General features: G+C 38.2%; 25 protein-coding genes. 7 read left to right on the top strand and 18 right to left on the bottom strand.

What is annotated here, in order from left to right; translation table 11 throughout:
• Nucleotides 1–82 precede the first annotated feature (82 nt).
• The 3 genes from MOJ78_RS05300 to MOJ78_RS05290 all read left to right on the top strand — a co-directional run bounded on the left by MOJ78_RS05300 (nt 83) and on the right by MOJ78_RS05290 (nt 3,766).
• A complete protein-coding gene (locus MOJ78_RS05300) occupies nt 83–1,516 on the top strand; it encodes an FAD-binding protein (protein WP_370529771.1) in 1,434 nt (477 codons plus the stop codon).
• On the top strand, nt 1,516–2,079 hold the full coding sequence (locus MOJ78_RS05295; RefSeq protein WP_304980163.1) for an MFS transporter: 564 nt from the start codon (nt 1,516–1,518) through the stop codon (nt 2,077–2,079). Before MOJ78_RS05300 ends, MOJ78_RS05295 begins: the two co-directional genes overlap by 1 nt.
• 487 nt (nt 2,080–2,566) lie before the next feature.
• Nucleotides 2,567–3,766 (top strand): IS110 family RNA-guided transposase, encoded by a 1,200-nt coding sequence (locus MOJ78_RS05290; protein ID WP_304980162.1) that lies wholly within the window; start codon nt 2,567–2,569, stop codon nt 3,764–3,766.
• A gap of 193 nt (nt 3,767–3,959) precedes the next feature.
• Here the strand turns inward: MOJ78_RS05290 and MOJ78_RS05285 are convergent, their stop codons facing one another.
• The 4 genes from MOJ78_RS05285 to MOJ78_RS05270 all read right to left on the bottom strand — a co-directional run bounded on the left by MOJ78_RS05285 (nt 3,960) and on the right by MOJ78_RS05270 (nt 5,832).
• Nucleotides 3,960–4,370 (bottom strand): NUDIX hydrolase, encoded by a 411-nt coding sequence (locus MOJ78_RS05285; protein ID WP_304980161.1) that lies wholly within the window; start codon nt 4,368–4,370, stop codon nt 3,960–3,962.
• A gap of 211 nt (nt 4,371–4,581) precedes the next feature.
• Nucleotides 4,582–5,169 carry a GNAT family N-acetyltransferase gene (locus tag MOJ78_RS05280; RefSeq protein WP_304980160.1) on the bottom strand — a complete coding sequence of 196 codons (588 nt, stop codon included), beginning with the start codon at nt 5,167–5,169 and terminating at the stop codon, nt 4,582–4,584.
• 219 nt (nt 5,170–5,388) lie between these two features.
• Entirely contained in the window at nt 5,389–5,640 is a 252-nt protein-coding gene (locus MOJ78_RS05275) for a hypothetical protein (protein ID WP_304980159.1), read from the bottom strand.
• A gap of 15 nt (nt 5,641–5,655) precedes the next feature.
• Nucleotides 5,656–5,832 carry a hypothetical protein gene (locus MOJ78_RS05270; protein ID WP_304980158.1) on the bottom strand — a complete coding sequence of 59 codons (177 nt, stop codon included), beginning with the start codon at nt 5,830–5,832 and terminating at the stop codon, nt 5,656–5,658.
• 1,225 nt (nt 5,833–7,057) lie between these two features.
• Between MOJ78_RS05270 and MOJ78_RS05265 the strand changes: the two genes are divergently transcribed.
• Complete coding sequence (locus MOJ78_RS05265; protein WP_304980157.1) at nt 7,058–7,528, top strand: hypothetical protein; 471 nt, start codon at nt 7,058–7,060, stop codon at nt 7,526–7,528.
• 140 nt (nt 7,529–7,668) lie between these two features.
• On the opposite strand, the gene MOJ78_RS05260 is transcribed toward MOJ78_RS05265, so the two are convergent.
• The 13 genes from MOJ78_RS05260 to MOJ78_RS05200 all read right to left on the bottom strand — a co-directional run bounded on the left by MOJ78_RS05260 (nt 7,669) and on the right by MOJ78_RS05200 (nt 21,446).
• The gene (locus MOJ78_RS05260; RefSeq protein WP_304980156.1) at nt 7,669–8,034 is read right to left on the bottom strand and encodes a hypothetical protein; all 366 of its coding nucleotides are present in this window, start codon (nt 8,032–8,034) and stop codon (nt 7,669–7,671) included.
• Nucleotides 8,035–8,401: 367 nt separating this feature from the next.
• Complete coding sequence (locus MOJ78_RS05255) at nt 8,402–8,755, bottom strand: hypothetical protein (protein ID WP_304980155.1); 354 nt, start codon at nt 8,753–8,755, stop codon at nt 8,402–8,404.
• A 439-nt stretch (nt 8,756–9,194) separates the two neighbouring features.
• Nucleotides 9,195–10,010 (bottom strand): SDR family NAD(P)-dependent oxidoreductase, encoded by an 816-nt coding sequence (locus tag MOJ78_RS05250; protein ID WP_304980154.1) that lies wholly within the window; start codon nt 10,008–10,010, stop codon nt 9,195–9,197.
• 515 nt (nt 10,011–10,525) lie between these two features.
• Nucleotides 10,526–12,340, bottom strand: a complete 1,815-nt coding sequence (ltrA, locus tag MOJ78_RS05245; protein ID WP_304980153.1) for a group II intron reverse transcriptase/maturase — start codon at nt 12,338–12,340, stop codon at nt 10,526–10,528.
• Between the two features lie 903 nt (nt 12,341–13,243).
• A complete protein-coding gene (locus tag MOJ78_RS05240; protein ID WP_304980152.1) occupies nt 13,244–14,266 on the bottom strand; it encodes a DUF4179 domain-containing protein in 1,023 nt (340 codons plus the stop codon).
• Nucleotides 14,266–14,781 (bottom strand): sigma-70 family RNA polymerase sigma factor, encoded by a 516-nt coding sequence (locus MOJ78_RS05235; protein WP_304980151.1) that lies wholly within the window; start codon nt 14,779–14,781, stop codon nt 14,266–14,268. Before MOJ78_RS05235 ends, MOJ78_RS05240 begins: the two co-directional genes overlap by 1 nt.
• 422 nt (nt 14,782–15,203) lie before the next feature.
• Nucleotides 15,204–16,040 carry a permease prefix domain 1-containing protein gene (locus MOJ78_RS05230; protein ID WP_304980150.1) on the bottom strand — a complete coding sequence of 279 codons (837 nt, stop codon included), beginning with the start codon at nt 16,038–16,040 and terminating at the stop codon, nt 15,204–15,206.
• The gene (locus tag MOJ78_RS05225) at nt 16,037–16,378 is read right to left on the bottom strand and encodes a PadR family transcriptional regulator (RefSeq protein ID WP_304980149.1); all 342 of its coding nucleotides are present in this window, start codon (nt 16,376–16,378) and stop codon (nt 16,037–16,039) included. Before MOJ78_RS05225 ends, MOJ78_RS05230 begins: the two co-directional genes overlap by 4 nt.
• A 511-nt stretch (nt 16,379–16,889) precedes the next feature.
• Nucleotides 16,890–18,239 (bottom strand): glucoamylase family protein, encoded by a 1,350-nt coding sequence (locus MOJ78_RS05220; RefSeq protein ID WP_304980148.1) that lies wholly within the window; start codon nt 18,237–18,239, stop codon nt 16,890–16,892.
• A gap of 385 nt (nt 18,240–18,624) precedes the next feature.
• Entirely contained in the window at nt 18,625–18,885 is a 261-nt protein-coding gene (locus tag MOJ78_RS05215; protein WP_370529770.1) for an SDR family oxidoreductase, read from the bottom strand.
• A 120-nt stretch (nt 18,886–19,005) separates the two neighbouring features.
• Nucleotides 19,006–20,145, bottom strand: coding sequence for a DNA polymerase III subunit beta (gene dnaN, locus MOJ78_RS05210; RefSeq protein WP_304980147.1), 1,140 nt, complete (start codon nt 20,143–20,145; stop codon nt 19,006–19,008).
• Between the two features lie 48 nt (nt 20,146–20,193).
• Nucleotides 20,194–21,012 carry a TIM barrel protein gene (locus MOJ78_RS05205; protein ID WP_304980146.1) on the bottom strand — a complete coding sequence of 273 codons (819 nt, stop codon included), beginning with the start codon at nt 21,010–21,012 and terminating at the stop codon, nt 20,194–20,196.
• A gap of 38 nt (nt 21,013–21,050) precedes the next feature.
• Nucleotides 21,051–21,446 carry a GNAT family N-acetyltransferase gene (locus MOJ78_RS05200; protein ID WP_304980145.1) on the bottom strand — a complete coding sequence of 132 codons (396 nt, stop codon included), beginning with the start codon at nt 21,444–21,446 and terminating at the stop codon, nt 21,051–21,053.
• 149 nt (nt 21,447–21,595) lie between these two features.
• Between MOJ78_RS05200 and MOJ78_RS05195 the strand changes: the two genes are divergently transcribed.
• Nucleotides 21,596–22,177, top strand: a complete 582-nt coding sequence (locus MOJ78_RS05195) for a GNAT family N-acetyltransferase (RefSeq protein ID WP_304980144.1) — start codon at nt 21,596–21,598, stop codon at nt 22,175–22,177.
• Between the two features lie 103 nt (nt 22,178–22,280).
• Here the strand turns inward: MOJ78_RS05195 and MOJ78_RS05190 are convergent, their stop codons facing one another.
• Nucleotides 22,281–22,424, bottom strand: coding sequence for a hypothetical protein (locus tag MOJ78_RS05190; RefSeq protein WP_304980143.1), 144 nt, complete (start codon nt 22,422–22,424; stop codon nt 22,281–22,283).
• Between the two features lie 704 nt (nt 22,425–23,128).
• Here MOJ78_RS05190 and MOJ78_RS05185 point away from each other — a divergent pair.
• Complete coding sequence (locus MOJ78_RS05185; protein ID WP_304980142.1) at nt 23,129–24,196, top strand: ArsR family transcriptional regulator; 1,068 nt, start codon at nt 23,129–23,131, stop codon at nt 24,194–24,196.
• Nucleotides 24,189–25,409: an MFS transporter gene (locus MOJ78_RS05180; RefSeq protein WP_304980141.1), complete on the top strand. Its 1,221-nt coding sequence runs from the start codon at nt 24,189–24,191 to the stop codon at nt 25,407–25,409. The genes MOJ78_RS05185 and MOJ78_RS05180 overlap by 8 nt, the downstream gene beginning before the upstream one ends.
• The last annotated feature ends 152 nt before the right edge of the window (nt 25,410–25,561 follow it).

The following is a 25,561-nucleotide window of genomic DNA, read 5'->3' as shown; positions in this document are numbered from 1 at the left end:
AAAATTTGAAGCTAGCTCTCTCTTGAAAAATATCACATATAGTGTAATATTACACCATGCAGAAATTAAGGGAGAGAGTTTTATGAAACGAATGATCATCCTACTTGTTTGTATTGTAGTCTATATAACTATGTTTATGACTTCAATACATCAAGAAACAACAACCAACCCTGACTTAGTCATAACCGATGTGAGTAACCTGATGCCGGTAAAAGTGAAAGAGGTTGTTCAAGGACATGAGCTAGAAAGCATCAAGCAAGTCATTGAGGAAGCGAACGAAAAGAACCTTAAAATATCGATTGCTGGAAAGCAGCATAGCATGGGAGGACATACCTACTATAAAAATTCCGTCGTCCTCGATATGACGAGCTACAATCAGATTTTAGATTTTGATTCTGAAGGGAAGACGATAACCGTTCAAAGCGGCACGACTTGGGACGATATCCAGCAGTACATAAATCCGCATGGTCTTGCAATCAAGGTTATGCAATCGCAAAACATTTTTACCATCGGCGGCTCGATCAGCGTTAATGCACACGGACGGGATATTCGATATGGGTCGTTGATTGATACGGTGAGATCGTTTCGTCTTTTGACCGCTGACGGGAAAACTCTTAATGTCAGCCGTGAGGAGAATGAGGAGCTCTTTTACCTTGCACTCGGGGGTTATGGTCTGTTCGGTGTAATCCTTGATGTGACCCTTGGACTAACTGATGATGAGCTCTATAAGCTGGAGACGGAAGAGATCGACTACAAAGAATATAGCGATTATTTTATAAACAATGTAAAAGAAAACCCTGATGTTCGGATGCACCTAGCACGAATTTCAACCGCTCCGGATTCGTTTTTAACCGAGATGTATGTAACGAATTATGAATTGGCTGCTGAACAACAGCTCGAGCAATATAACGAGCTGAAGGGCGAGCGTTATACCGCTGTCACCAAGTTTGCCCTCGGATTGGCCCGAGACTTCGACTGGGGGAAAAATGTTTTTTGGGAAGCTCAGAAAAAATACTTTTTGGAGACGAGCGGAAAGTTGATGACCCGGAACAATGTCATGCGCTCTGAATCTGATTTTTTAGAGTATGACAGCAAAAACGATACCGATGTACTCCAGGAATATTTTGTCCCTGTTGAAAACTTTTCTACTTATATTGATGATTTACGCGAGTTGCTTTCTGAGGAAGATCTCAATTTAATCAACATTACCATCCGCTATGTGAACGAGGACGAGGATGCAGTATTGTCTTACGCGAAGGATGATATGTTTGCACTTGTTCTTCTCATCAACCAAGGATTATCTGATAAAGATAAAAAAGAAACGAAAAGGATTGTCCAGAAAATGGTCGATATCACACTGAAGCATAATGGAAGCTATTATTTGCCTTACATGTTATATCCAACAAAAAAGCAGATGTATCATGCCTATCCTAGAGCCGAGGAATTTTTCAAAAAGAAGCTTAAGTATGATCCGAACGAACGGTTTTACAGCCTATTTTATGAGAGGTACAAATAATGGATAACAAGAAGCTAAAAGTTCTTATTTTATCGCAAAGCAGTGTCTTTTTTGCGAGCAGCCTCATCTTTCCTTTTTATATACTGTTCATTAAAAATGTCGGAACAAGCTTCAGCCAGTTCGGGTTATCTTATGGGATATTCGGACTTAGCGCGGCGCTTGTTCATCCATTACTCGGCCGGTTATCTAAGAAGGTTGATCAGGGGCTCTTTCTCATCATCCATTCGTTTGGCATGGCGGCTCTACTCTTGCTGTTCCCTCACATTACTTCGATTTTACAAGTATATGGGATCCAGTTGTTACTTGGTATTTTGGGTGCGTTGCAAAAGCATGGTGAAAAAGTGCTCATTGCTGATTTTACAGATGGAACAAACCGAGGAGCGAAAATAGGACGCTATCATTTTTGGACATCGATTTTTTCAGCGATGGCCATTATTGCAGGTGGATTCCTGGCAGACTACTTCACCATCCATATCATTTTCTATATGAGCTCTGTCATTTACTTTTTGAGCGGGGGTTTAGTCATGAAAAAGTTAGAGGCTTGGATTCCGGAGGTAAAATGATGAAAAACTGTGGTGTGACCCGAAAATTTAGCATAGTGCCTTAAAAATGAATGACCCCAGGAATAGTTGCTTAACGGGTTCACTTGTGTGGTGCATAATTTAAAAATACAGACCAAATCGTAAGGGAAATCACACAGTATTCGTGTAATGATTCATAGTATAATTAACATCAAAAAGGCTTAGAGGAAAACCTCCTCTAAGCCCATTTCTTTGTAATGATTTATTCCATTAAAGCCCCCGATCGTATTATAAGGTCAGCCAGTCATTTCTGGTTGACCTATTTTTTATAGGTTATGCTTTAGGTAGCCGGGGTAGGACGTAAGCCCCCGTGGGACATGATCCCGTCCGCTATACTGTCCACCCCCTACTTGTAGAAACATGTTTGAGGCTGGTTGGGACACTGATCCCGCATAACAAGCGAAGCTATGACACTGCAAGATAGTTTAGGGGCTACCGGCAAAAACTATATAAAGGAGATTGATAACCTATGGATCCAGTGATTGGCCTGGATGTCGCTAAAGGGAAAAGCCAAGTTCAAGCCTTTTTACAGAAGAAAACCCCTTACAAGAAGAGCTTTGTATTCGAACACAATGTTTTGGGGTTACAGGATTTTTATCAGTTCTATCGAGAGGTTGAAGAAGCTGCAGGACTATCCCCAGCAGTCGTTTTTGAATCCACAGGTCATTACCATGAGCCTGTACTACAGTTTTTAGAAGACCGTGGTATCGTCTATTATCTAATCAACCCAGTTCTCTCTCACGAAGCGAAAAAGATGAGCTTAAGGAAAGTTAAGACAGACGCTATTGACGCTTTTCGATTGGGAGAACTTTATTACCAATATGATGACCTTCAGCCCTTTCAGAAGAAGACCATTGAGCATATGAACTTACGTAATTTAACACGTCAACATGATTCTCTTACTGAAACCTATGTAAAAATCAAACTGCAGTTCCAGACGATTTTGGATCAAGTATTTCCGGAGTATAAAGCAGTCTTCGGAGCTCTTTATTCTCCGACATCGTTATCTACCTTACGCCACTATCAAACACCTCAAGGTGTTATGGGTGAGTCCGTTGAACAAATCGCTGAAGTGATTCTCAAACAAGGCGCTAAACGCTCTTACAAGTGGGCATTGGAGAAAGCGCATATGCTTAAACAAGCTGCAGATAGAGATCCTTTTAAACGCAATTTATATACGAGCCATATTGTCACACTAACGATGTACATCGAAATTCTTCTTCAACACCAAAGGCACCTATCAAAACTACTTGAAGAGATAGATGCCCTGGCTGAAGAATTTGAAGATTATAAGATTATCCGATCAATCCCCGGTATAGGTGGGAAGATTGCCGCCACAATCATCTCCGAAATTGGGGAGGTTGATCAGTTTACCCACCCGAAAAAATTGGTTGCCTACGCTGGAGTCGATCCCAGTGTTCATGAATCTGGTAAGTTCAGAGCCACAATCAACCGGATTACAAAAAGAGGATCGTCTCGACTTCGACAATCACTTTATACAGCAGTGCAATGTGGCATAACAAAGGATCGAAACCCAAAACTTAGAGCTCACTATGATAAAAAGCGTAAAGAAGGCAAACCACATAAAGTAGCGATTATTGCTTGTGTAAACAAGTTAATTCACTGGATTTACGCGATATTAAAACGTAAAGAGGCTTTCAAAGTCTAGTAAAATTCTAAAAAAATACAATTATTCCAATAACTTCAAATACATACGTTTGAAGCTTGTTTGGTATGTTCATTTTTATTGTAACATGACTTTTTCATCTTTTTTAGTTCTACCACTTGACCTTCTATTAGCTGGTATTGTTGAAGATCATAAATACAACACTAACAACTTAAATTTTGTAATAAATTCATCTCTATATTAGTCCTTTTGATTTTGATATAGATAACGCCATTGAAATCCTTAAGTCATTCCACTCTTTGGTTGAAAGGTTATTAATTACTGACTGCATAGAATAACTCAATACTTGGATATCTTCATCATTATCAAGTTTTTGTTGAGAATGTTCTAAGATACTATCAGTAAAGAAAAAACTAACCATAATCGATCTTTGACTATTTATGTAACTCCCAAGATCAATTAAACTATCAGTTTGAATCCCTGTTTCCTCAGCTAGTTCTCTAACTGCAGCTTCACTTGACGTTTCCCCTCTTTTAACCTTCCCGCCAGGTAACTCAATTGTATAACGTTGTATTTGTTCTCTATATTGCTTTACAAGTATGATATTTTCATCATTCACAACCAAGATCTTTACAAGTTTTTTCATTGATTTACATCTCCATTAGATTTTACAGATTAACTTCCATAAAAAGAGCATTCTTCCTTCTTGAAGTAATGCTTATTGTAAGGGAACATCCATAATTTAAGAAGACTACTTTTTATTACATAATAGCCCCGATCGTGGAACAAAGAACACATTCCAATACTTCTGAATTACGCCCCGATTGAGGAAAACCAGTGTAACTTCAATTAAAAATCTATACTAGATTTTTTTGGTAACAATTACATTCATGTACTCTTTTAAACCGATTTTTTATATAAGATAGATCTTTACCTGTATAATGTGCAAAAATTTGAACCGGTTTTATTTCGGGACTTTCACTATGTATGACATGTTTTACTGCTTTTGAACCTTCAATGAATACATGAAAATAAGAATCAACCTTAGTGAATTTATTTTTTTCGTACCATTTATTCACCCAATCATCGTCTCTTGTCCAAACTTCAAGTCGATTTAAACCTTTTTCTAAAGCTATCCTTTCAGCTTCATACAATAGTTGAGTCCCAATCCCATGTCTTTGGAGGTCAGGATGAACAGCAACATTCCAAATCATACCTCCAAGTCCTTTACCTTTAGGGCACACTGTGTTTTCTTCAAGTTCATACTCGATGTCAATTAAGCCAACGACTTGATTTTCAATAACTGCGACTAATTCAATGGCTGGGTTTTCATATTTTTCTTTTTCCCTTCTGACATCGTCAAAGTATGCAGTATCTAAAAAAGCCAATGTTCGGCATCGAACCCATTCCTTCTCATCACTTGCTACATATTCTCTAATTAACATTTTATATCTCCTACCCAGGATTAATTCATAAAAAGACATTATTAAATTCTTCTACCAATCTGTATTTTTACCTTCTTTTAATCCAGAAGCTAGCCCTAATATGGAAAACGGACACCTTCTTATTCCAGAAGTGCCCCCAATTCTTGAATAACGAACACATTTCAAGACTTCTGAATTGCGTCCGATTCATGAACATCAGTTAAAAAAGGGAAATTTCTTCTATGACCAACACACCTCGTTGACTTCATAGTCTTCCGAGGAATCTGCTTCCCCAGTTATACACGAAAAACATCCTTGATAGGCGACGGCACTACCAATCGCCCAGATTTCCTGACCGCAGTTGTGGCAAGTTGCTCCATTTTTCTTATCTTTAACTGCCTGTTTAAGATTTTCTCTTAACTGATTCGGATTTTCCCCAGAATTATTTTCGCAATGCTTATTTACATACGCTTCTATCGATATGGGTACCATTGTTTATTCCCCTTTCTAATGTTCTTTTTTCTTATAGAAAACAAACATCCAGGTAATAGCCGATAAGGCCACTATATAATCTGCATATTCTACATACTTGTAAATCGGAAATGGAAAATCACCAAGAAACCAGAAAATCGCATAAATATAATGGACTACAACTATCAATTTGTACTTATCAAGTATTTCCATATTTAACCTCTCTTTAATGCACTAAATCTAGAATTATCTGGAATTAACTAAATCTAACTCAAAACAACATCTATATTATCCCCAGCTTTTCCCCTGCTCCACACCGAACGTGCTAGTTTCCCAGCATCCGGCGCTCCATCTAACGATATGTACTAGACTATAAGTTCCTCGTTACCTTTAGACAGGAAATACTTATGTTTCCTGCTAAAAGCTCGCACTGTGGCATCCCTCCTGTCGGAGGCAATGTTCCCACATTCCTACCCGATCGGTGCGATGAACGCTTGGAAAATAATCATTCCACTTCGCTAGACTTGGGGCTGTTCCTCCACTCCTATTACAAGAGATTCGTCAGTCGTACCCCTACCTTCACAAGAATAAATGCATTTCTGCTTTTACTTTATTGCAACCGTTTCGGATGACAGTCCTTGTTTCAAACGTTTCTTGTTTCCCAAGTCCCTTACAACGTAGCTATCCATTCTAGATTTAGGTGCTTCCTATAAGCCTGTGAGCTGGATACCGCCTTTGTTCGGTATAGCGTGTTTCAGAGGGGGCACTTTTACTCCACACCACTCACGTCATCGTTGGATGACACATAAGTTTCCCCATGTTGAAAATCTAGACCTGTACATTCAGAAGTTCGTCAGTTCTCTTCTCAAAGAACATTCTCACCATATCTAGTTTTTCAGCCGTGCGGCATATCCGTTGGCATACCTTTCTGGCTTCAGCCTTCGTTCTGCCGAATCCACCTGTGCTTCACACCCTATAACCTGTCAGTTATAACGCATGCAGGAGTATTGACGGGATGGTTTCAAGAAACATGGCTCTTTCATTCCCATCCTCCGTTGTAAAGTTGAAGTCTAATGTATTAAACTTCCTGTTTTTCGCGCAATACGCTTATAACAGAACTTGTCGCGCGCGCCCTATAACAGAAGAACTTTAAAAATTAAATTGTGTTCTTGCTAGACACACCTATTAACTTATTCACAGATGGTTCATTGATAAGCTTCCTGGGATGGGATGGATCCCTTATACAAATCGCCGAATCCCCCCTTAGCTCCTCAGCTGGTCCATACTTAATTTTAATCCCTTCTTTCAGCGAGTAAGCTCATCGTCGAGATCATAGACTTCAATTGACAGATCAGGCATAGGCGTCTGGGAACCTCTTCGTGAATAGCAATCGTAATTACAACAAATCTTATACGAAAAGACATCTTGGAGGACATTTATGAAAAAATGGATATGGTCATTGTTAGCCTTGACGATTTTAACCTTAACAGCATTTGATTTTAACAAAGAAGATAAAAACTTTATTGTAACTGATGCTAATATCACAATTATTGAACCCGAACGAATTCTTCGATATGATTTCAAAATTAAAAATACAGGAGATTCCAGACTAGATCATATTGATTATCCAGGTCATGATCACATCGGAATCAACCTTGCAGTTAGACCAGATAAAAAATTGACCTCTTTAATGGTAATGGAAAAATACACAAAATATAGGAAAATGCAATTCAGGGGCGGAGGAGGAGGTGCACTATTACCCGGAAAGGAAGCATCCTTCCACCTCGAATACAAAATTAAAAATGATGCCGAGTTAAAAAGAGTGAAAGAAAATGCACTTGGCGCTACCCTGCTTATTTTAAACGGTACCAACACTATATCAGAAATACATTTAAGTAAATTCAAATAAAGTGGTATAACCAGCAAAATTCGGATATCGATCACTAAACCAATTTATGTAAACAAAGAATCGGTTCTCTCAACATAAAAGGGAGACCGGTTCTTCTATTTTCCACTCTCGCCCCCGTTGAATAAGTTATCCGCTAAGGATTACTCCTTTTCAACAATAACTTTACTAGCTACTCTTTTGTCAATTTCGTTATTTTTCCCTTTATCAATTACCCATAAATGCACAATCACATGCTCCGGATGCTCTGTTTGGCTTACAAATTTGTCTAAATCCTCAAATCTTTCAACCTCCCCACTAAACTTTGTCTTATCATCAATAATAATTACATATGTTGGATAAGATGCTTCTGGGTCTATATCGTCTTCTCCTACGATGATACTATCTTCCTTTACTTCAAGTATTGCACCTTGAAAGTCGGCATCGTATACATTATCATCTTCACGTCTACAGCCTACAATTAAAAGAAACATCAATAACGGTAGGGTACTAAATAATTTTTTTCTCATATTTACCCCCTTGTTAACTATCCCTTCTTCAACACTTCTGCTGTGTTTGTTCAATAAGCAAAGGAGTTGCCGCAGCAACCCCGTTCTTCAATTCTTGCCCCCATTTGTGGAAGATCGTTATTAGTCTTATCCGCGTTAGCTTTATTACAGTAACGCTATCCGTTAGCTGTAGAAAGTGGTGTCTTTTTCTTTCATTAGTTCTTCCCAAATAACTTCTGCAATGTAATGGCTAGATTACATATATATTTTTCTAATCTCAATTTTACAATCCTTCATCCATTCTGATAACTGCAAATCACTTTAGTATGTGTTGAGCCAGTTGCTTATTCAGCAAGTACCCCCTTTAGCTTAAAAACACTGATAATAGTTATTGTTTAAATTCTTGAATTTGATTAAGTCCCGTTATTAACGCTCCAACTAACCACAATGTTGTAAAAAATACGATTAAAACTTCCATCCTTATTTCTTTCCAAATCCTTTTAATAGTAAGTTCCTCTTTTTCCCCAACAATACTTTCAACTTTTTGGAACGGAGTACGCAAAAGAAAACTCATTAAAAATAAAAAAATGTTTTTAAATCGCTTGTTATGTGAAATCATTGAAATTTTGTACAGAGAATAAAATATAGCAAAAAACACTATGAAAAGATAAATTCCTACTGAAATGACTATTCTAAACTTTATACCTTCTATATCATTAGCTTCAAGATAAAACCAACCCATTAAATCACTTCTTTCGTTTTAAATCCTGCTGTTTAGCTTTTGTGATAATGGAAGTTTAAAATTGCTAAAACAATTAGTCCAAATAAAATTAATACACCAATAATTATGATACTATTCAAAATATCCAAATTAAATGAAACAGCTAATATAAGCCCTAACGTTTCCACCTGATAAGGCTCCCACAGTCAAAAATACCTTTGTTTGATTAAATCCTCAATATTCCTGCCTCGTTAGTTTAAAAAGGCATAGCTTTCCTCTATAATCCACCAATTCTTAATTAAGGAATGACTACCCCTTATTGGATAATCGCGCCCTTTTGCTGAACAAGAAAGATCATGCTTTTGATACAGGATTTTTAGTCCAAACTTTATTATAAACGAACAATTTTTTATAAATCCACATTAATATTAAAGCACCCGATAGTACAGGAAGAGGATTATCATTCAAACGGTAAAGGTTGAGTTCCATCGACATCGGCAAATCCATAATTTCTTGCTAATTCAGCAACCGTTATTGCATCACCAGAAAGCTTAGATACCGCGGAATCAGATGCCAATGCCACAACAGCACGACCTACATACGCGGTTGTTTCCGTTGTTCCATCCTCTGGACCAAAACCTGAATCTGTAACTCTTTCAGTTCGCATCCAACCTGGGGAAACAGCAACTGCAGAAACGTTAAAGTCCTTCAATTCCTTTGCCATTCCTAATGTCATTCGATTGATAGCATTCATGGCTAAATCGTAGTATAAATTACCTGAAATTTTGTCCTTGATATAAAATGTGATGTTTACAATTAACCCTTTACGGTGTGGTGTCATCAGCGGTACAGCGTATCGAGTAGTCAACAAGTAAGCTTGCGGTCCAGCAACCATCATAGCATCCCAATGCTCTAGTGGGCGTTGCCAAAAAAGCCGTCCTTCTCCTGATGGTAGAGTACTTTCAGAGCCACCAAATACACTATTGACTAAAATATCGATCCGACCATGCTCCCTTACAATTTGATTAAATAGGTTTCTCACATCAACGTCGCTTGTGTGATCACAACGTATTGCTATGCCTTTGCCACCGCGTGAAGTGACACTTGCGGCAGTATCCTCAATGGTTTCTTGTCGATTATCGGTTGTCGCTCCCTTTACACTCCGACCTGTTACATACACCGTCGCACCTGCACTTCCTAGTTCGAAAGCAATTCCCCTGCCCGCTCCACGAGATGCGCCTGTGACAACAGCAATCTTCCCTAGCAATGGTTTCATTTCAACCCCTCCATATCTAACCCAAAGGGTCATTACTCTAAAATAATTCCACACAAATAAGCACTAATCCTTTAGGATAAATGCCTCTTAGTCATAAAATAAATGAAACCCCTTCTTCCACTACACTGCCCACCATCAAAATCTGTGTTTTTGTCATTTTCACGGTACGATATCGCCTTTCTCTCGTCACATTCCTAAATCTTTGGTTTAGCGGTACAATATTGCCTTTCTCTGACCGTCATACTGCCAAATCTCCAGTTTCGCGGTACGAATAACCCTTAATCTGTCCGTCAAAATCGTTTTTAGTGTAATCACTACCTCATGATTCTTAAATGGATCTTCCACAATGCCACCCTTTTCTTATGTAAGAGGGGCGATCCTTTGTGCGGTAATCGTCAGCAATAGGTAAGCGTTTGAAGTTATCTCCGGCTTTTCCCCTGCTCAACACCGAACGTGCTGGTTTCCCAGCATTCGGCGCTCCATCTAATAAAATGTATTAGATTATAAGTTCCTTGTTACCCTTCGAGACGGGATAATTCGATGCTATCCAACTCACATACCTTACGGTATTGGTTAATCTTGTTTAGCATCGGTTGATTTATTCCCAGCTTGTAGAGGAATGAGTCAATCCTTTCATCATCCTTCATATGAATTAAGCGATGAACATCTTCATGGAGGATACGGAGATTCTGAAACTGGTCATTACCTCCGAGATGTGTCGGGAGATAATGATGGCAATGGACATTATGGGCAAACAGATACTGCCCTGTAATCTCGCATTTTCCCAATTTCATACTGTATCGACTTATGCGGTTATCCAAGTATTCTATACTTCGCTGGGGAAGTACTGCTTTCATCAATTGACTGACTTCATTTTGAATATCCGGTCGAAGTTTCTTGTAGAAGCACTCTCTTCCTTCACGGGTGTAAAGCGTAAGTTTTGGACTAAAGTTCATCGCATTGACAGTTTTCACGTTACCTATTGGAAAGAGATGCATATCATTTATCTTGATTGTCTTCGTCATTAAGCTAAAAAGCTTCTTATAAATAGGCGGGGGATTAAAAGGATGTTCCTCTGTGCCAATCTGTCGAAGGCGGTTATACAAGAATGGTTTTAAATCGAAGGCAAGACGTGAGAACTCTAGGCTAACATGAGTCGCTCGTTTGAAGTAATTATGAAGCCCTAACACAAAGCTATTAAAGCGCTGGACATTTTGAGCAGTAGGGGAAGCTTTGATCCGTTTGATAATCTTTTTGGCTTCCTGTTTGATTTTCTTCTTTTTAGAAGAGACAATGCCCGTATGTGCTACACGTTTTTCACCCTTTTTATTCGCACGAATTGTGAATCCTAGGAATTCGGACTCTCTTTTTCTCAGATTGACAATCTGAGATTTCTCTGGAGAAATGTTTAGGTGCAGACGTTCTTTCAAGAAAAGTCGTACGGCATGGTACCACCGCTGGGCAGTCTTTCCATCCCGACAGAGAATCTTGAAGTCGTCCGCATAGCGGACGAGGTATCCCTCTTTCAAATTGGTTCGCTTCTTCGCAAGTCGTGCTCCAACATCTGATTTAAACGATTTGGTGAGGGGGAATAACTCCCATTGCCCTGCCACCCATTGGTCCAAGTCATTCAGTACAATATTTGAAAGGAGAGGAGATAGAATCCCGCCTTGCGGTGTCCCTTTTTCCGGGATTCCTTCTCCATGAATCTCTGCTTTAACCATTTTGGCTATACAAGCAAGAACCTTCCGGTCTTGTATACCCACATTCCATAATTGTTTGTTCAGTAGTGTATGATTCACGTTATCAAAGAAGCTTTTGATGTCAACATCCACTACGAAATGCAGTTGCGCTTGGTTAATCAAAGATTGTATCCTTGCCATAGCATGATGGGTGGACCGAAGTGGTCTGAATCCATAACTATGTTTATAGAACTTGGCTTCTGCGATGGGCTCGAGGACTTGTTTAAAGCTTTGTTGGATAATTCTATCCAATATACATGGGATACCGAGAGGTCTCCATTTCCCATTTTCTTTTTCAATCCATTTCCTTCGCACTTTTTTCGGGCGATAGTTTTTGAGCTTGTTTCGGACTTCAGTAACAAGGTCGTTCTCCGTCAGCTCTTTCATGTCATCGATGGTTCTTCCATCGGTGCCTGGCGTTTTGGAACCTTTGTTGGTTTTGATTGTCCGATAAGCTAGCAGGATGTTTTCTCTGGATATGATAGTGTCGTAAAGATGCGTAAACGTATCTCCTAGTCTAGCTTTTTCATACAGTTCCGTAAACGTCTCCGTCATACCGTAATAATCCCAGTGTCGTAGCGTTGGCACTGTGGCATCCCTCCTTACGGAAGTGATGTTCCCACTTTCCTACCCGATCGGTGCCATTCACATTTGGAAAATAATCGTTTCATTTACTAGACTTGGGGCTATTCCTCCACTCCCATTACAGGAGGTTCATCAGTCATGCCCCTACCCTCACAAGGATAAATGCATTTCGGCTTTGCCTTATAGCAACCGTTTCGGTTGACAGCCCTTGTTTCAACGTCCCTTGCTTTCCAAGTACCTTACAACGTAGCTATTCATTCTAGACGTAAGTGCTTCCTGTAAGCCTGTGAGCTGGATACCGCCATCGTTCGGTATAGCGTATTTCAGAGGGGGCACTTTTACTCTACGCCACTCACCCCATCGTAAGATGGGACATGAGTTTCCCCATGTTGAAAATCTAGACCCGTACTTTCGGAAGTTCGTCAGTTCCTATCTCAAAGAACGATTCTCACCATATCCAGTTTTCAGCCATGCGGCATATCAGTTAGCATACCTTTACCAAAACGGTATGGCTCTAGCCTTCCTTCTGCCGACTCCACCTGTTCTTCGAACCCCATGAACTGTCATTCATGACGCACGCAGGAGAATTGACGGGATGGTTTCGGGAAACATGGTTCCGTCATTCCCATCCTCCGTTGTAAAGTTAGGATTCATCAAGATAATCCTCTGTTTTTCACGCTTCAAAGCACTTATAACAGAACTTGTCGAGCGGCCCCCTTATATGGAATAACGATCGCATTCAAATACCAAATTTGCGCCCGATTGTTGAAGATTACAGTAGTACAAAGGGCTGCTGAATATGCCTACAAATATTAAACTAAAGTCGTTAAAAATGGAACTGTTGCAACCATATAGTCAAAGGCAAAGACGATACTTCTATAAAAGTATCGTCCTACCTAATTCCATTTAATTTATTATCTTGTCATCTTTACTAAATATTGTAATGTGGTAGGGATCGTTTTTAACTTTTGATTTCATTTCTTCTGATTTAAGAAAGTCATCAATAACTTTTTCAAGCTGTTGAGCAAAAGCTTTCGCATTTTCATCTGAACTAGGTAAAGTAATAAACGCCTGAATCTCTGGTTCTGGATGGATAGAATATCCAACCATTCTAACTTTGTACTCCTTTTTTCCTAATATATCATCCTCAACAATATCAAGAATTTCTCTCCACCTTTTATCTTGTTCCCTTTTTTTCATGTCTATTTTCTTAATGTTTAATGGAATAGGATCGATTTTATTTGTTTGAAGAACATCATTAATCACTTGCTTCATCTCATCGATCCTAGTCTCCGTATTAGGGATCTCTAATTTAATTGTCTTAGGATTATGCCCCATACTAAATGTTAATACGTTATAATTCTGTTTTTTTAACTCTTTAGTAATAACAGTAGAGATAATATAAAATTCTTTCATTTCTTTCTCTTCTTTCTTATCTATTTCAACCTTGCGTTCCTTATATCTACTCACTTTAAGTGTGTAGGCATCATAATTTCTAGAATGTAATATGTCCTTCACAATAGTTTCTACATCACCTTTAACGGTATCAAAATACTTTTCCGAACCTTTGATTCCTATATATATTTCCTTTTCGGGAAATGAAACTCCTGCTCCACTGGTGTTGTAACCTTTTGCTCTTAGTTCTTTTGAAATGACTTTAACTATATCATCCTTAGATTCAAAAATTTGTCCCAAATAAGGAATTTTGGACACGATCTTTGCCATGGCTGGAGAAACGAATGCTGAACCTATTAAAATGCTAAATAAAAGAACGGCTGCGCTACAAGTGTAGAGCACTTTCTTACCCAGACCTCGTTGACTCTTATTACCTCTTTTAAGGCCATGTTCAATCGTTTGATCCAATTTGTCTTCAGGGATTTTTATTTTGTCCACCTCTTTTTTAACGTTGCTGGATAAATATTCGTTCATTAGATACACTCCTCTTTTAAATCGGATTTCAATTGATTAATGGCTCTGTGCAATCGGGTTTTGACAGTTCCCTCAGGACATTTTAATACTTCAGCAATTTGTTTTATAGAAAGGTCTTTGTAATATCTAAAAATTATCACTGTTTTATATTGCACCTCTAATCGTTCAATTGCTTCTAATAAGTCCAATTTTTCTTCAATTCGAAGATTCTGATCCTTGCGAAATCCATCAACATCACTAAATGGAATCGCACGGTTATTTTTCTTAATAAAATCTAAAGCCGCATTAATTAAAATTCTTGATATCCAAGTGGAAAAATAATGAGGATCTTTTAGTTGTTTGATTGATATAAAAGCTTTGCAAATCGTATCTTGTACGATATCAAGGGCATCATCCTCATTTTTTACGTATAAATAGGCCATACGAAAGAGTTTGTTCTTTTGATCTTGAATTAACTCTTGAAATGCTTTTTCGTTTCCTCGTTTTGCCTTCTTTATTTTTTTCTCAATTGACATGAGCTCACCTCTTTTTTCTAACCGTTAGACATTTAATACTACAAAAACGTTTCAAAAAAATAAATTAATCAAAGGGGGAACCTCAAATGTGATTCGTGTTCCTCAATCGAAGAAATGGGTCTAGGACTTCCTTCAGATTTCACGTCACACCCTTGCCTTCTACTAATGGTTCGCATATCCCAACGATAGACTTTGACCGTCAAGTTTACGTCCTATGCCTGGCACATGAAAAAGGCGTGTCCTATAGAAACACGCCCTATCGTATCATAAGATAAATGTACATAGTCATTTACTTATATATAAACTACTTGATGGCTAACACCTTGTTCAAGAATATGGTCCTTATATAGAAAACGAACGCCTTTTATTGCAGAAGTGCCCCCTTTAGTTTAATAAAATTAGAAATAATAAAACTGATTTTCTTATCCGATTTTAAACAGTTGTTTTCTCTTTCCTACTAAGTAATAAACCAAATATCCAACAATATTGAATAAAGCAAAAGCAATAACCCAACCAGCATTCAATCGTCTATGATGATAAGCGTTAATTGTTGCCCAAATCGTAAACAAGGTTACATAAATCGTAACACCTACAAATAAAACTAAAGTCATAAAAGAACCAATATGCCTTGTTTCCATTTCAACATACCATTCTGAATCTCCGTTTCCATAGGGGAAAAAGTCAACAAGTAACCATTCGGGAGCCCATACAGCTCTTTGATATTGATAGTTTGGTTTTGCATTTTTGATATATTCGAATATGGATGAGTAGTTTTCCGATTCTTTTTTCAGATCTCTGACATTAAAAATTTTCACTTTTGAAATTTGGTCTGTTTCTCGAACCAAATCTATTATTTCTTCTTCCATATCTTCTGAGATTACTTCTTTACCCTCCAACACATCAAAAATATAAGTAGCAACAATGGAATTTTCATGTGCATTTTGTTCTTCTGTTGACCATATAACTCCAAACACAATAGCAGTAGTGAAAAAGCTTATTAAAGCTAAATTAAGCACCCATTTTGCAAATACCTTTTGCACTTTAAATAATTGGCCCACAACAGAACGCATTTCTTTTTCTCCACCAAATCGTTCCATGGCAACATTAATCGCCTCTTGTTCCGATTTTCCTTCTGATTTCAATTCATGAACAGCTTCTAACAAATGATTTTTCATTTCAGCTTTTAATTCTTCAATTTCTTTTTTGTTTCCACCGACACTGTGATAAACTTCATTAACAAACGCTTCAATTTGCTTCATGCTTTTTCTCCCCCTTCCACAAATGAATCAATAACTTCTTTAACAAACTTCCATTCCAAACGCTTTATTACGAAACCTTCTTCACCTAATTCAGTGAGTTTATAATATTTTCTTCTCCCCCCTGGCCCTTGTTCATCACCCCAGTATGAAGAAATCCATTTATTTTTTTCTAATCGCTTTAAAGATAAATAAAGCGTCCCTTCTTTTAATTCAAATTGTCCTTCGCTTTTTTCACGAACAAATTTAGCTAACTCATAGCCATACATGTCCCTTGTATGTAAAAGCGAAAGAATCAATGTATCAATATGACCTTTTAAAACCTCTTTATTAATTTCCAAATTTTTCACCACCCTTGTATAATATGTATACTATATATTGCAAGGTATTCCTTTAAAAAAATATAAATTTTTTGTTATTAATCTCTATACCTCGTTAATTAAATTACTTTGAGATTCTATTCACTTTCTATTTCATTCTCTTATTCCAGAATAGGCCCTTTTGTGGATTAAATATAGGAAGCTCTTATTCCAGAATCCTGCCCGTTTGTTGCATAACGACCATCAATGTTTCATATCTATATTTTAACATATTTTTCTAGCGCCCTTCGTTTTCGCTTTTAAAATCGCAACGTAAATCGCACCAAAATTCACAACTTTCCAATTTTTATCTTCTCTTATGAAGTGGTATGTGAATTCATATTAGATTAATAAACAAAAATTCTGATTAGTATTGATAAAACAATAAAAAACGCACTGTGAATTTCGTAGTAAAACCCAGTGCGTTTTGCTTTGATATTTACTTGTTTGCACCTCTGAAGTAAACCCGTTAAAAGTTGCTTCCTGGGGTTAATCAGTGGATGGAAAATCTTTCTCTAATTAGTAAGTCCTCTGGATATTCGCCAATTTTATCTTGATGGAAATAGTCTCGAATCACTCCGTTTTTAAGGAAGTTTGCGATTGAAACCATGATCATCCCTTGGTCTAAGGCCAGGTATGCTTGTGTTACTTCACCTGTTTCTACATTAACAGAATCGAGGAACCCATATTTGCTATACGTGTTCATATCTTTTAAATCATGGATATTTTCAATTGCTTCACTCGGTGCATATTCTAAAGCTAAAAATGTCGCATGCGGTGTAACGACATGACTTTTTTTATAGCCTGAAATGCCCAGTGGAGTTGCTGCAAACTCGGAATAACCATCTGGTGTTGCGGCAGGCGACATTCCCCAAACGTCATAACCTAGTTCCTTCGCGTATGCGATTTGAATTTGGACATGTCGTTTGTTATTTAGCCCAAGTGCATGTTTGCCGAGTTCCTTTTCTTTTAAAACTAGAGAAGGCATTAATGCTTCGAACATACTTCCGCCCCAGTTTGGTACGAATTTTATCCCATTGTAACTGTAATGCCCCTCATACACTTCGACCCCGTCGTATGTGGTTGTGTAACCTTCTGGGGTTTGAGATTGCCAATCCCATTCTTTCGGCATCACTCGGAACATTTTCCACCAATGCGTTTTAGGCACATCTTTTTTACCTATCGCAATATAGCTTGCGACACGAGGTTCAGTGTAGAATGTACCATAATGGTGAGCAGTCATTTGGCCTGCGGCTACATCATATCCACCTCTCATTTGTCCTACTTCAGGGTCGTATAAGGTGGAATAATCCATTGCTTCAACGAGCTTATGCGTTTGATCATAGAGTTCAGGATAAGCTTGGCCGACCACGATCAATCCGGCAGAAAGCCAACCATTGTCAACTGTGGAAATGAATTGGCCCCAGTCTTTCTTTAACGAACCGTCTTCAGTGTTGTACCAATTATAATAAAGACCGTTCCATTGTTTAAGTGATTTAAGTGTACCTAGTGTCTTTTTGATTTTTGCTACAGCTTCTTTTTCTGAAATGATTCCGAGTTCTTCTGCAGCAACCGTACTCATAAAATACATGCTGATATTTGTTGGTGATGTATATTGCTTCGTTTCAACTTCTCCATCAACGCGAACAGCATCATACGGCAATCCGGTCTCTTTGTCGGTGAACTCCTCGAAATAACGATACGTCTTTTTAGCAATCGATTGCAATTGATGATATCGTGCTGTTTCCTTTCCTTTTACAGATGCATTAGCCTGAGTTCCCGCAGGAAGACTTAAACAGGTGAGTAGAGCAACTGAGAGCATGATGGATAATAGTTTCTTCATACGTATCTCTCCCCTTCACTAATTGTCGTCGAAACGTTTCAATTAAATTGTAACTTTGATAAATGTAAGCGTAAACATTACTTTTGTAGCAATTTTCTAAAAATAAACTACGCTACTCATATCAAGTTTTAAGTCTATCAGTTGCATTTATTATAAAAAGGTTGTTATTGAAACGTTTCACTATTGTTCATAATTATGGTAAATAGTAAATAAGCATTTAATAGAAAAGACCGTCAGTGTCCCTGCCACTGACGGTCAATATACGATACATTTCCCTCAAAGGGGTAAGCTATTATGGAGAAGAGATTACCAGAAAACCGGGTAAAAGCTCAAGGGGGTCTCTTCTCTCTTTTAGAAAGACAACATCGCTATAATCAAAAAATAATCACAGTGCTTTGACCATGCCACCATCAATGAGTAGGGATTGTCCTGTGATGTACGTGTTCGCTTCAGAACCTAGAAAAACAGCCATTTTTGCAAACTCCTCAGGAGTTCCGTAGCGTTTTAGTGGAATCCTCTGTTCGGTATTTTCCACATGCTCTTCGTATGAGATTCCTAGTTGTCCGGCTCGGATCTCATCAAGCTCTGCAACTCGATCGGTACCGATAGCTACAATGACACTTTTACCCCTTAGCTGAAGATCCATTTACAGTTGCTCCTTCCTTACTTTAAAACATCTACCCGATGAAATCCGTATGTCACTCTTCTTGTCTCGAATTTACTGTCTTGTTCATATTGTTTTGTATTTTAAAGAAATTACTCCTTTTTACTCAGAGTATCCTGAAGTGCGTACAGGTGAAATGAGATGGACTAATGAGGTGTCGTTGGTCGGTTCCATTAAGACCGGCCGCATTGTACCGCCAAAACTCATTTTAACCACTTCTTGCTTGATCGTTTTCAAAGCATCCAACAGGAACCTTCCATCAAAAGATAGATTTAGTTCCCCCTCGCCCTCTAATGATACGAGATCTTGTGTCTCCGATATTTTACCAGTTTGCGTCGAGTTCGATGAAATTTTCAATTTTGTACCTTCAACGAGTTTTAAATGAACCGTATTGTTTTTCGATTCGTTCGTGAACAAACAGGCTCTCTCTATCCCTTCTAAAAGTTGCTTTGTTTTTATCGATAGGACCGTGTGGAAATCTCTCGGAATAAGACCAGAAACACCCGGATAATTCCCTGCTATCAATCTAGAAAACACCGTAACTGCACCACTTTTAAAGATAAGGAAATTATCTGTCGTAATGACCTTCACTTTTCCTGTGTCAGAATCCAACAATTTTACTAGCTCGTTTAGACTTGATCCAGAAACGATGAAGGAACCTTGACCGTTGCCTTCGATGCTTTTTTCCGATTTTGCTAGTCTTTGAGAATTGGTTGCGACACAGGTCAGTTGCCCTTCTTCAAAAATCATGTTTATCCCTGTCAGTACAGGTCTTGATTCATTATTTGAAGTAGCGAATATTGTTTGTTTGATCGCATTAGAAAGATCATCATTTGATATTGTGGTTACTTTATCGTGATGATAAGTGGGTGGAGTCGGAAAATCTCCTGATTGATAGCTATGTAAAGTGGTCGATATTTCGGCTGACTCAATCAGGATGGATTGTTGATTTGTTTTGATCGATATCGGATTGGGAAGCTTTTTTAAAATGTCATGAAATGCTTTCGCTGGAACGACAATCGATCCGGTCGCGTTGATTTCTACCACCTTTCTTCCATCAATGCTTTCAGAAACAAACCGTTCGATGAACAAATCACCATTAACCCCTAGTAGAGTAACCCTTTTAGTAGTGACATCTAATTTAATGCCAGAAAAGATAGGCTCTAAAGGATTGGACTGTATAGCTTTGCTAACTTCTGATACGGCTTTTGTGAAATATTTTTTGTCGATGAGGATATCCATGTTAAAGGGTCCCTTCTAATATGTTATAGATGGTTTGCACTACCGAAATCATTCTCCAATCAATTCTCTGACCCAATGGATCCCTTCCTCCACAAACTGGTTGGTAGGATTAGAGTGTGGAGTATGCTCCAATACGAAGGTGACATTCTCGCAATTTGATAAAAAGAGAACAATTTCTTCAATATTGAAGTAGTTTTCATCCCTTTCATGGGAAGGGTGGACAGGAACCCAAATGTACCGGTCACCCTGGAATTCGACATTATGCATATGAACGACTTTTATGTATTGTTTCCATTTCGAGATATATTCTAAAGTTTCCTTCCCGACCGCCAAAAGGTAATCCCCAATATCAATGCAGAGCTTGAGTTCATACTTTTCCCATGTCTCCAAAGGAAAATCATGCAGAAAATCAATACCAACTCGAGAACGGTTTAAACCGAGCTTCGGTTCACAGACAATCGGAATGGAGTATTTTTCTTGCAGTGAACTAAGCTTTTGAAGTCCCTTTTCAATAATCTGATTAACATTATCAACAGGCCCTCCTTTAAAATAAGGAAAATGTACGAGGATATATTCTGCTCCTAGATTAGACATTCGTTCGACTTCTGCTTCAAATTGTTCCCATGCCTGTTCCGGTTTAAATTGTACGTTTTCAAGTAAATCGTACTTGCTTTGATTCCGATAAAGCGGAGAGTGCAGCCCGAAAGATACACCGTTTTCCTTTACTAATTTTACAAATTCATTGAAAGCCGATTCGCTAGGAAATTCACCGATTTCGATGTGTGGAATATCCTTGCTAAATAGCTTTCCAAACTGTTCTGGATCTGTCATGATCGTACTCCCCGATATCCCTAACCGATGTGACATAATACGCTCCTTTCAATTTATCCTTTTAATGACAAATCTCAATTAAATCTCTCGACACCTGGATACATTTCTCCTAAACTAATAATCTTAAATCCACACTTTTCGTAAAATCCTACTGCATCTTGATCTGTTTCTGCGAAGACTCTTTTAAGAGCATATTGATTACAAATCGCTTGAATCATAGCACTTCCGATATGCTTTCCCCTTTCACTAGCACAAACGGCAATATGCAATATTTCAGCAATATTGTTCGATTTAATCTCGATTCCGATGCATGCAACGATTTCCCCATCAACCACATAACTATAGAGACTTTTAGATGTACTTTTAAGATACTGTTGATAAACATTGTTGACCTTATCTGCTGAAGTTGCTTGGGTTAAGAGCTTCCTGATGACATTTGTGATTTCTGGTGTACATATTTCTTCAATCAAAAAATGTCCCCCAAATCTACAATCTGATCTATTATTCTTCATTTAAAGTTCAATACTTCATTCTATCATTTTTGTTATTTTTTTCATAATACTCAATCAATTTGTTATACTAGAATTTGTTTTGAACAAAAGTAAAGGAGTCGAGTGATATGAAAACCACTAAACATGTTTGTATAAAAGGTAAAAAAGTAATATTACGAGATTTGACTGAGCAGGATGTTCTTGATATCTACTATTGGAAATATGAAGCGGATGACCGGGAACACCTAAATTGGAATGGCCCTTATTATAAACTGCCCACAAAAAACCGTGAGGAATTTTTAGCTGATCATCAAGAAGAGCTCGCACGTATCGGAACTGGAACTCCGAGGAATTCTCTTGTTATTGAAGTCGATGGAAAATTAATCGGGACTGTTGGCTGGTATTGGGTGGATGAAGTTACGAATTGGCTTTGCAACGGAATCGCGATATATGATTCGACTTACTGGTCTGGCGGGTATGGGACAGATGCATTTTCACTTTGGACAAATTACATTTTCGACCACATGGATGTCGTTCGTGTCGGCATTTCAACATGGTCGGGTAATGAACGGATGATTGGCCTCGCACAAAAGATCGGAATGCTTGAAGAAGGTCGAATACGAAAAGCCAGAGTCGTAAACGGGGAATACTTTGACTCTATCAAAATGGGTATGTTGAGGGAGGAATGGGAACAACCCCTAGCAAAGTGATGTGTAAATCTTTCAAAAAATGAACAAACAAAAAAATGCGGCATCTACTCCGCAAATTAAAATCACCTATAAAAAGTTGCTGTAAATTTGGTGAGAAATCCGGTCAGGAAGATATATTGCGTGACTTCGTGTTCTCTTTATTAGTTCGAAAAACGATTTTGAACACCTTAAAGATACTTGGAGCAACAATCAGACCATCTTTCTCTACTCCATATTTTGATTTCTCAAATTGCAGCAGCTTTTCCATCAATTGAAACCCTCCTTAATATAGGAAAACTACTCTCTTATTTGATTCCATTAATAGGAGATGTGTTCCTTTATTTTTATTGATACCCTCCCTATCTCTGCTCTACTTCTCTTCTCAAACTCGTAATAAGCGTGTATCCTGCTACAATCCCACATATTGTAATTATGTCTATGCCCCATAATGAAGATGTTATTTTGTACAACCCTAACTTAGCCCCGAAGACGTAAGTGGTTATAAATGAAAAAGTAATGAGCGAAGCTGGCACGCAAATTATAATGAATTGTGTCCAATCATATTTCCATTTTCCGCTTTTCAAATAATTACGTACAAAGTTCGGTACTGCAAAAACAATACCTAAACTGATATAAAAAAATACTGAAAAAACAGCTAATGGTAGAACCCTATAAAACTCTTGTTGATAATTTTTAACGGCCATCCCGACTTTGGATCCTACAAATAAAAATATTGAGATACCGATCAAATATGCAAGATAAAATAATATTCGATTCCTTTTTGACTTCATCGCTTTCCCCTCTCAATACTCCATGTTGTTATCATCTTATGCTTGATTTATAAACATAATTTCACATATCCATCTTCCACAAACAGGAATCAAAACCTTTTTTATTAAGTGGTTCCATAAGAGTTGAATTTATTATTCTATAAATATAGAATGTAGTAAAAGAAGTAAATGGGGTGTTTTTATGGACGTTATTCAGACAACTGGTAGAAAGAGAGAAACGTATGAGGTTCGCATCGAGTCTTCGTTATTGTGGGAGTGTGCGCTTGGCATTGCTGCAATTACGAATAAACGGCTTTTAAAAACGTTGGATCAACCTGACAACTATTGGGAACGGATTAGACAGTCTTTGTCTGATGAGATGATTGAGCAATTGAATTTTGTTGAGAAAAACAACACGTGGAAAGCACTGTTACAATTACTTCATCAAAAGTCATTTTCTGATTTAAACACCTTTCAGACTTACATAGATTCCCTCACGGTTGAGGAGCTGCGTTTTATTTGTATACCGTATGTAGGGTCAAAGTTTCAGGAAATCCGCAGCCAAGCTTCTAATGGTGATCCGACTGCAATACATGAACTACAATCGCTTACCAAAGACAATATTTTCTTCCCTACCTACATTGAATTTATTTGCACTTACGATGTACAGGCATTAAAAGAACACCTCGTAACTGTAATGGAAGGTTGGTATCAAACAGTTATTGAACCTACGGCCGATAATCTTTCATCTATATTAAAAACGGACACGGTCAGCAAACAAAACATGAAGATGAAAATGAAAAGTGAGGAGCTCGTCGAATGGGCGACTGGTGGGATCAGCTATCCTCCGGAACCGAATGTGCAAAATGTTCTATTAATCCCGCAGTACATCTACCGTCCTTGGAATATTGAGGCAGACATTGAAGGAACTAAAGTATTTTATTATCCCGTCGCGAATGAAAGTATCCATCCTGGTGACGCCTATACTCCTGGATATTTTCTCGTACAAAAACACAAAGCACTAGGTGATGAGGTGAGACTACGAATCGTTAAGCTTTTATCAGAGCATGCTCGAACACTCCAAGAACTGACCGAACAATTGGAGCTTGGAAAATCAACCATCCATCATCATCTGAAAATACTCCGATCGGCACGGATCGTAGAGGTTCGTGATTCGAAATACACCTTAAAGAAGTCGTCGATAACTGCATTAGCAAAAGAATTGGAGCACTTCTTATACAGAGAAAATCAGGTGGTTTTTGATGGCTGAACCGGCTCTAGCTTTACCGAAAGAAACCAATCTACCTATTCTTAAAAAGAATTACCTTGTTTTCAGATTTATGGGTGGCAATTTGATTTCCTTTTTCGGGGATCAGATATACTTGATTGCTTTTCCACTCATAGTTTTAGCACTTACAGGTTCTCCAATCAGTATGGGGATCGTAGCTGCTCTCGAGCGATTACCTGTTTTACTCCAACCGTTTGCTGGTGTTTTATCTGATCGATTTAATCGAAAGAAAATATTATTAGTCTGCGATTTGGGAAGATGTTTGGTTGTTGGGGGTCTTGGAGTTCTTTTTATACTAAATGGTTTGCACATGTGGCAGCTTTATTCCGGTGCTTTATTGGTTGGTATGTTTACTCAGCTTTACAACACTTCAGAATTCGCATCCGTTCCAAGTTTAGTTCGAAAAGAAGATCTTCAGGCTGTCAATTCAATCGATTCTGGTTTGTTTAATGCGGCGGTTATGGCGGGACCCGGACTCGGTGGTTTAGCAATCAGCCTGTATAACCCTGGATATGCATTACTTATAAACAGCTTCAGCTTTTTGATTGCGTTCATGACGGTTTTAAGTGTCCCATTAAAAACCGATTTTGCTGCCGAGCGAAAACCATTTTTTACAGATTTAAAAGAAGGGTTTCATTTCGTCATACAAACGAAGGCAATTTTGATGACGAACATCGCAATGATTGGATCCGTGTTTGGTACAACTCTTTTTTTAACCATGATGATCTTTCACCTCAAAGATACAATGGACTTTGATGCTCAACACATTGGCTGGTTGCTTTCCATAGGCGGAGTAAGTGCGATAATTGGTGCACTTGTGACAAATGTCTTGAAGAAACGATATACATATCGAAGCATTTTATTTATCGCTTCCACTGTAGGTGGTTTGTCGATCATCCTATTTGGTTTTTCTGCTACATATAGTTGGCTCGTGCTTGCAAATGGAATCGGAACGTGTGCAGCTGCAATGATGAACCCATGTATCAAAACCATTCGACAGACACTCACACCAGATTATTTAATAGGACGGGTACAGGCTACAAGCCGATTTATGACTTGGACACTCATACCTGTGGCCGCTTTTGTATCAGGAGTTATGGCTGAACAGATCGGGACGAGCAATACCATTATGATGGGAGGTATATTTTCCACTCTTGCATCAGTTATTTACCTACACCCTTCGTTATCGGAATAAAAATGGTGATGGATTTGGATTTTCACTGCATATCAGCCCTCAATTATTCGCATGCCCTCAATCCATGCGTTCCATTTTTATTTCGGTACGGATTCAGCTTTTTGCATTTATTAATTTTATTTAATAGTTGTCGATATAAATGGAAATTGTTT

Origin of the sequence: Alkalihalobacillus sp. AL-G, from assembly GCF_030643805.1 — a bacterium.
In the GTDB taxonomy this organism is placed as follows: domain Bacteria; phylum Bacillota; class Bacilli; order Bacillales; family Fictibacillaceae; genus Pseudalkalibacillus.
The sequence above is the reverse complement of the archived record's forward strand: the minus strand, read 5'-3'. Positions and strand labels throughout refer to the sequence as shown.

Excerpts from the sequence above, each read along its gene's own strand:
- MOJ78_RS05265 (WP_304980157.1), top strand. The coding sequence starts at position 7,058 with ATGAAAAAATGGATATGGTCATTGTTAGCCTTGACGATTTTAACCTTA.
- MOJ78_RS05240 (WP_304980152.1), bottom strand. The coding sequence starts at position 14,266 with ATGAACGAATATTTATCCAGCAACGTTAAAAAAGAGGTGGACAAAATA.
- MOJ78_RS05205 (WP_304980146.1), bottom strand. The coding sequence starts at position 21,012 with ATGTCACATCGGTTAGGGATATCGGGGAGTACGATCATGACAGATCCA.
- MOJ78_RS05275 (WP_304980159.1), bottom strand. The coding sequence starts at position 5,640 with ATGGTACCCATATCGATAGAAGCGTATGTAAATAAGCATTGCGAAAAT.
- MOJ78_RS05250 (WP_304980154.1), bottom strand. The coding sequence starts at position 10,010 with ATGAAACCATTGCTAGGGAAGATTGCTGTTGTCACAGGCGCATCTCGT.
- dnaN (WP_304980147.1), bottom strand. The coding sequence starts at position 20,145 with ATGGATATCCTCATCGACAAAAAATATTTCACAAAAGCCGTATCAGAA.
- MOJ78_RS05290 (WP_304980162.1), top strand. The coding sequence starts at position 2,567 with ATGGATCCAGTGATTGGCCTGGATGTCGCTAAAGGGAAAAGCCAAGTT.
- MOJ78_RS05280 (WP_304980160.1), bottom strand. The coding sequence starts at position 5,169 with ATGTTAATTAGAGAATATGTAGCAAGTGATGAGAAGGAATGGGTTCGA.
- MOJ78_RS05255 (WP_304980155.1), bottom strand. The coding sequence starts at position 8,755 with ATGGGTTGGTTTTATCTTGAAGCTAATGATATAGAAGGTATAAAGTTT.
- MOJ78_RS05195 (WP_304980144.1), top strand. The coding sequence starts at position 21,596 with ATGAAAACCACTAAACATGTTTGTATAAAAGGTAAAAAAGTAATATTA.
- MOJ78_RS05185 (WP_304980142.1), top strand. The coding sequence starts at position 23,129 with ATGGACGTTATTCAGACAACTGGTAGAAAGAGAGAAACGTATGAGGTT.
- MOJ78_RS05260 (WP_304980156.1), bottom strand. The coding sequence starts at position 8,034 with ATGAGAAAAAAATTATTTAGTACCCTACCGTTATTGATGTTTCTTTTA.
- MOJ78_RS05180 (WP_304980141.1), top strand. The coding sequence starts at position 24,189 with ATGGCTGAACCGGCTCTAGCTTTACCGAAAGAAACCAATCTACCTATT.
- MOJ78_RS05215 (WP_370529770.1), bottom strand. The coding sequence starts at position 18,885 with ATGGATCTTCAGCTAAGGGGTAAAAGTGTCATTGTAGCTATCGGTACC.
- MOJ78_RS05220 (WP_304980148.1), bottom strand. The coding sequence starts at position 18,239 with ATGAAGAAACTATTATCCATCATGCTCTCAGTTGCTCTACTCACCTGT.
- MOJ78_RS05285 (WP_304980161.1), bottom strand. The coding sequence starts at position 4,370 with ATGAAAAAACTTGTAAAGATCTTGGTTGTGAATGATGAAAATATCATA.
- MOJ78_RS05190 (WP_304980143.1), bottom strand. The coding sequence starts at position 22,424 with ATGGAAAAGCTGCTGCAATTTGAGAAATCAAAATATGGAGTAGAGAAA.
- MOJ78_RS05295 (WP_304980163.1), top strand. The coding sequence starts at position 1,516 with ATGGATAACAAGAAGCTAAAAGTTCTTATTTTATCGCAAAGCAGTGTC.
- MOJ78_RS05270 (WP_304980158.1), bottom strand. The coding sequence starts at position 5,832 with ATGGAAATACTTGATAAGTACAAATTGATAGTTGTAGTCCATTATATT.
- MOJ78_RS05235 (WP_304980151.1), bottom strand. The coding sequence starts at position 14,781 with ATGTCAATTGAGAAAAAAATAAAGAAGGCAAAACGAGGAAACGAAAAA.
- MOJ78_RS05300 (WP_370529771.1), top strand. The coding sequence starts at position 83 with ATGAAACGAATGATCATCCTACTTGTTTGTATTGTAGTCTATATAACT.
- MOJ78_RS05230 (WP_304980150.1), bottom strand. The coding sequence starts at position 16,040 with ATGAAGCAAATTGAAGCGTTTGTTAATGAAGTTTATCACAGTGTCGGT.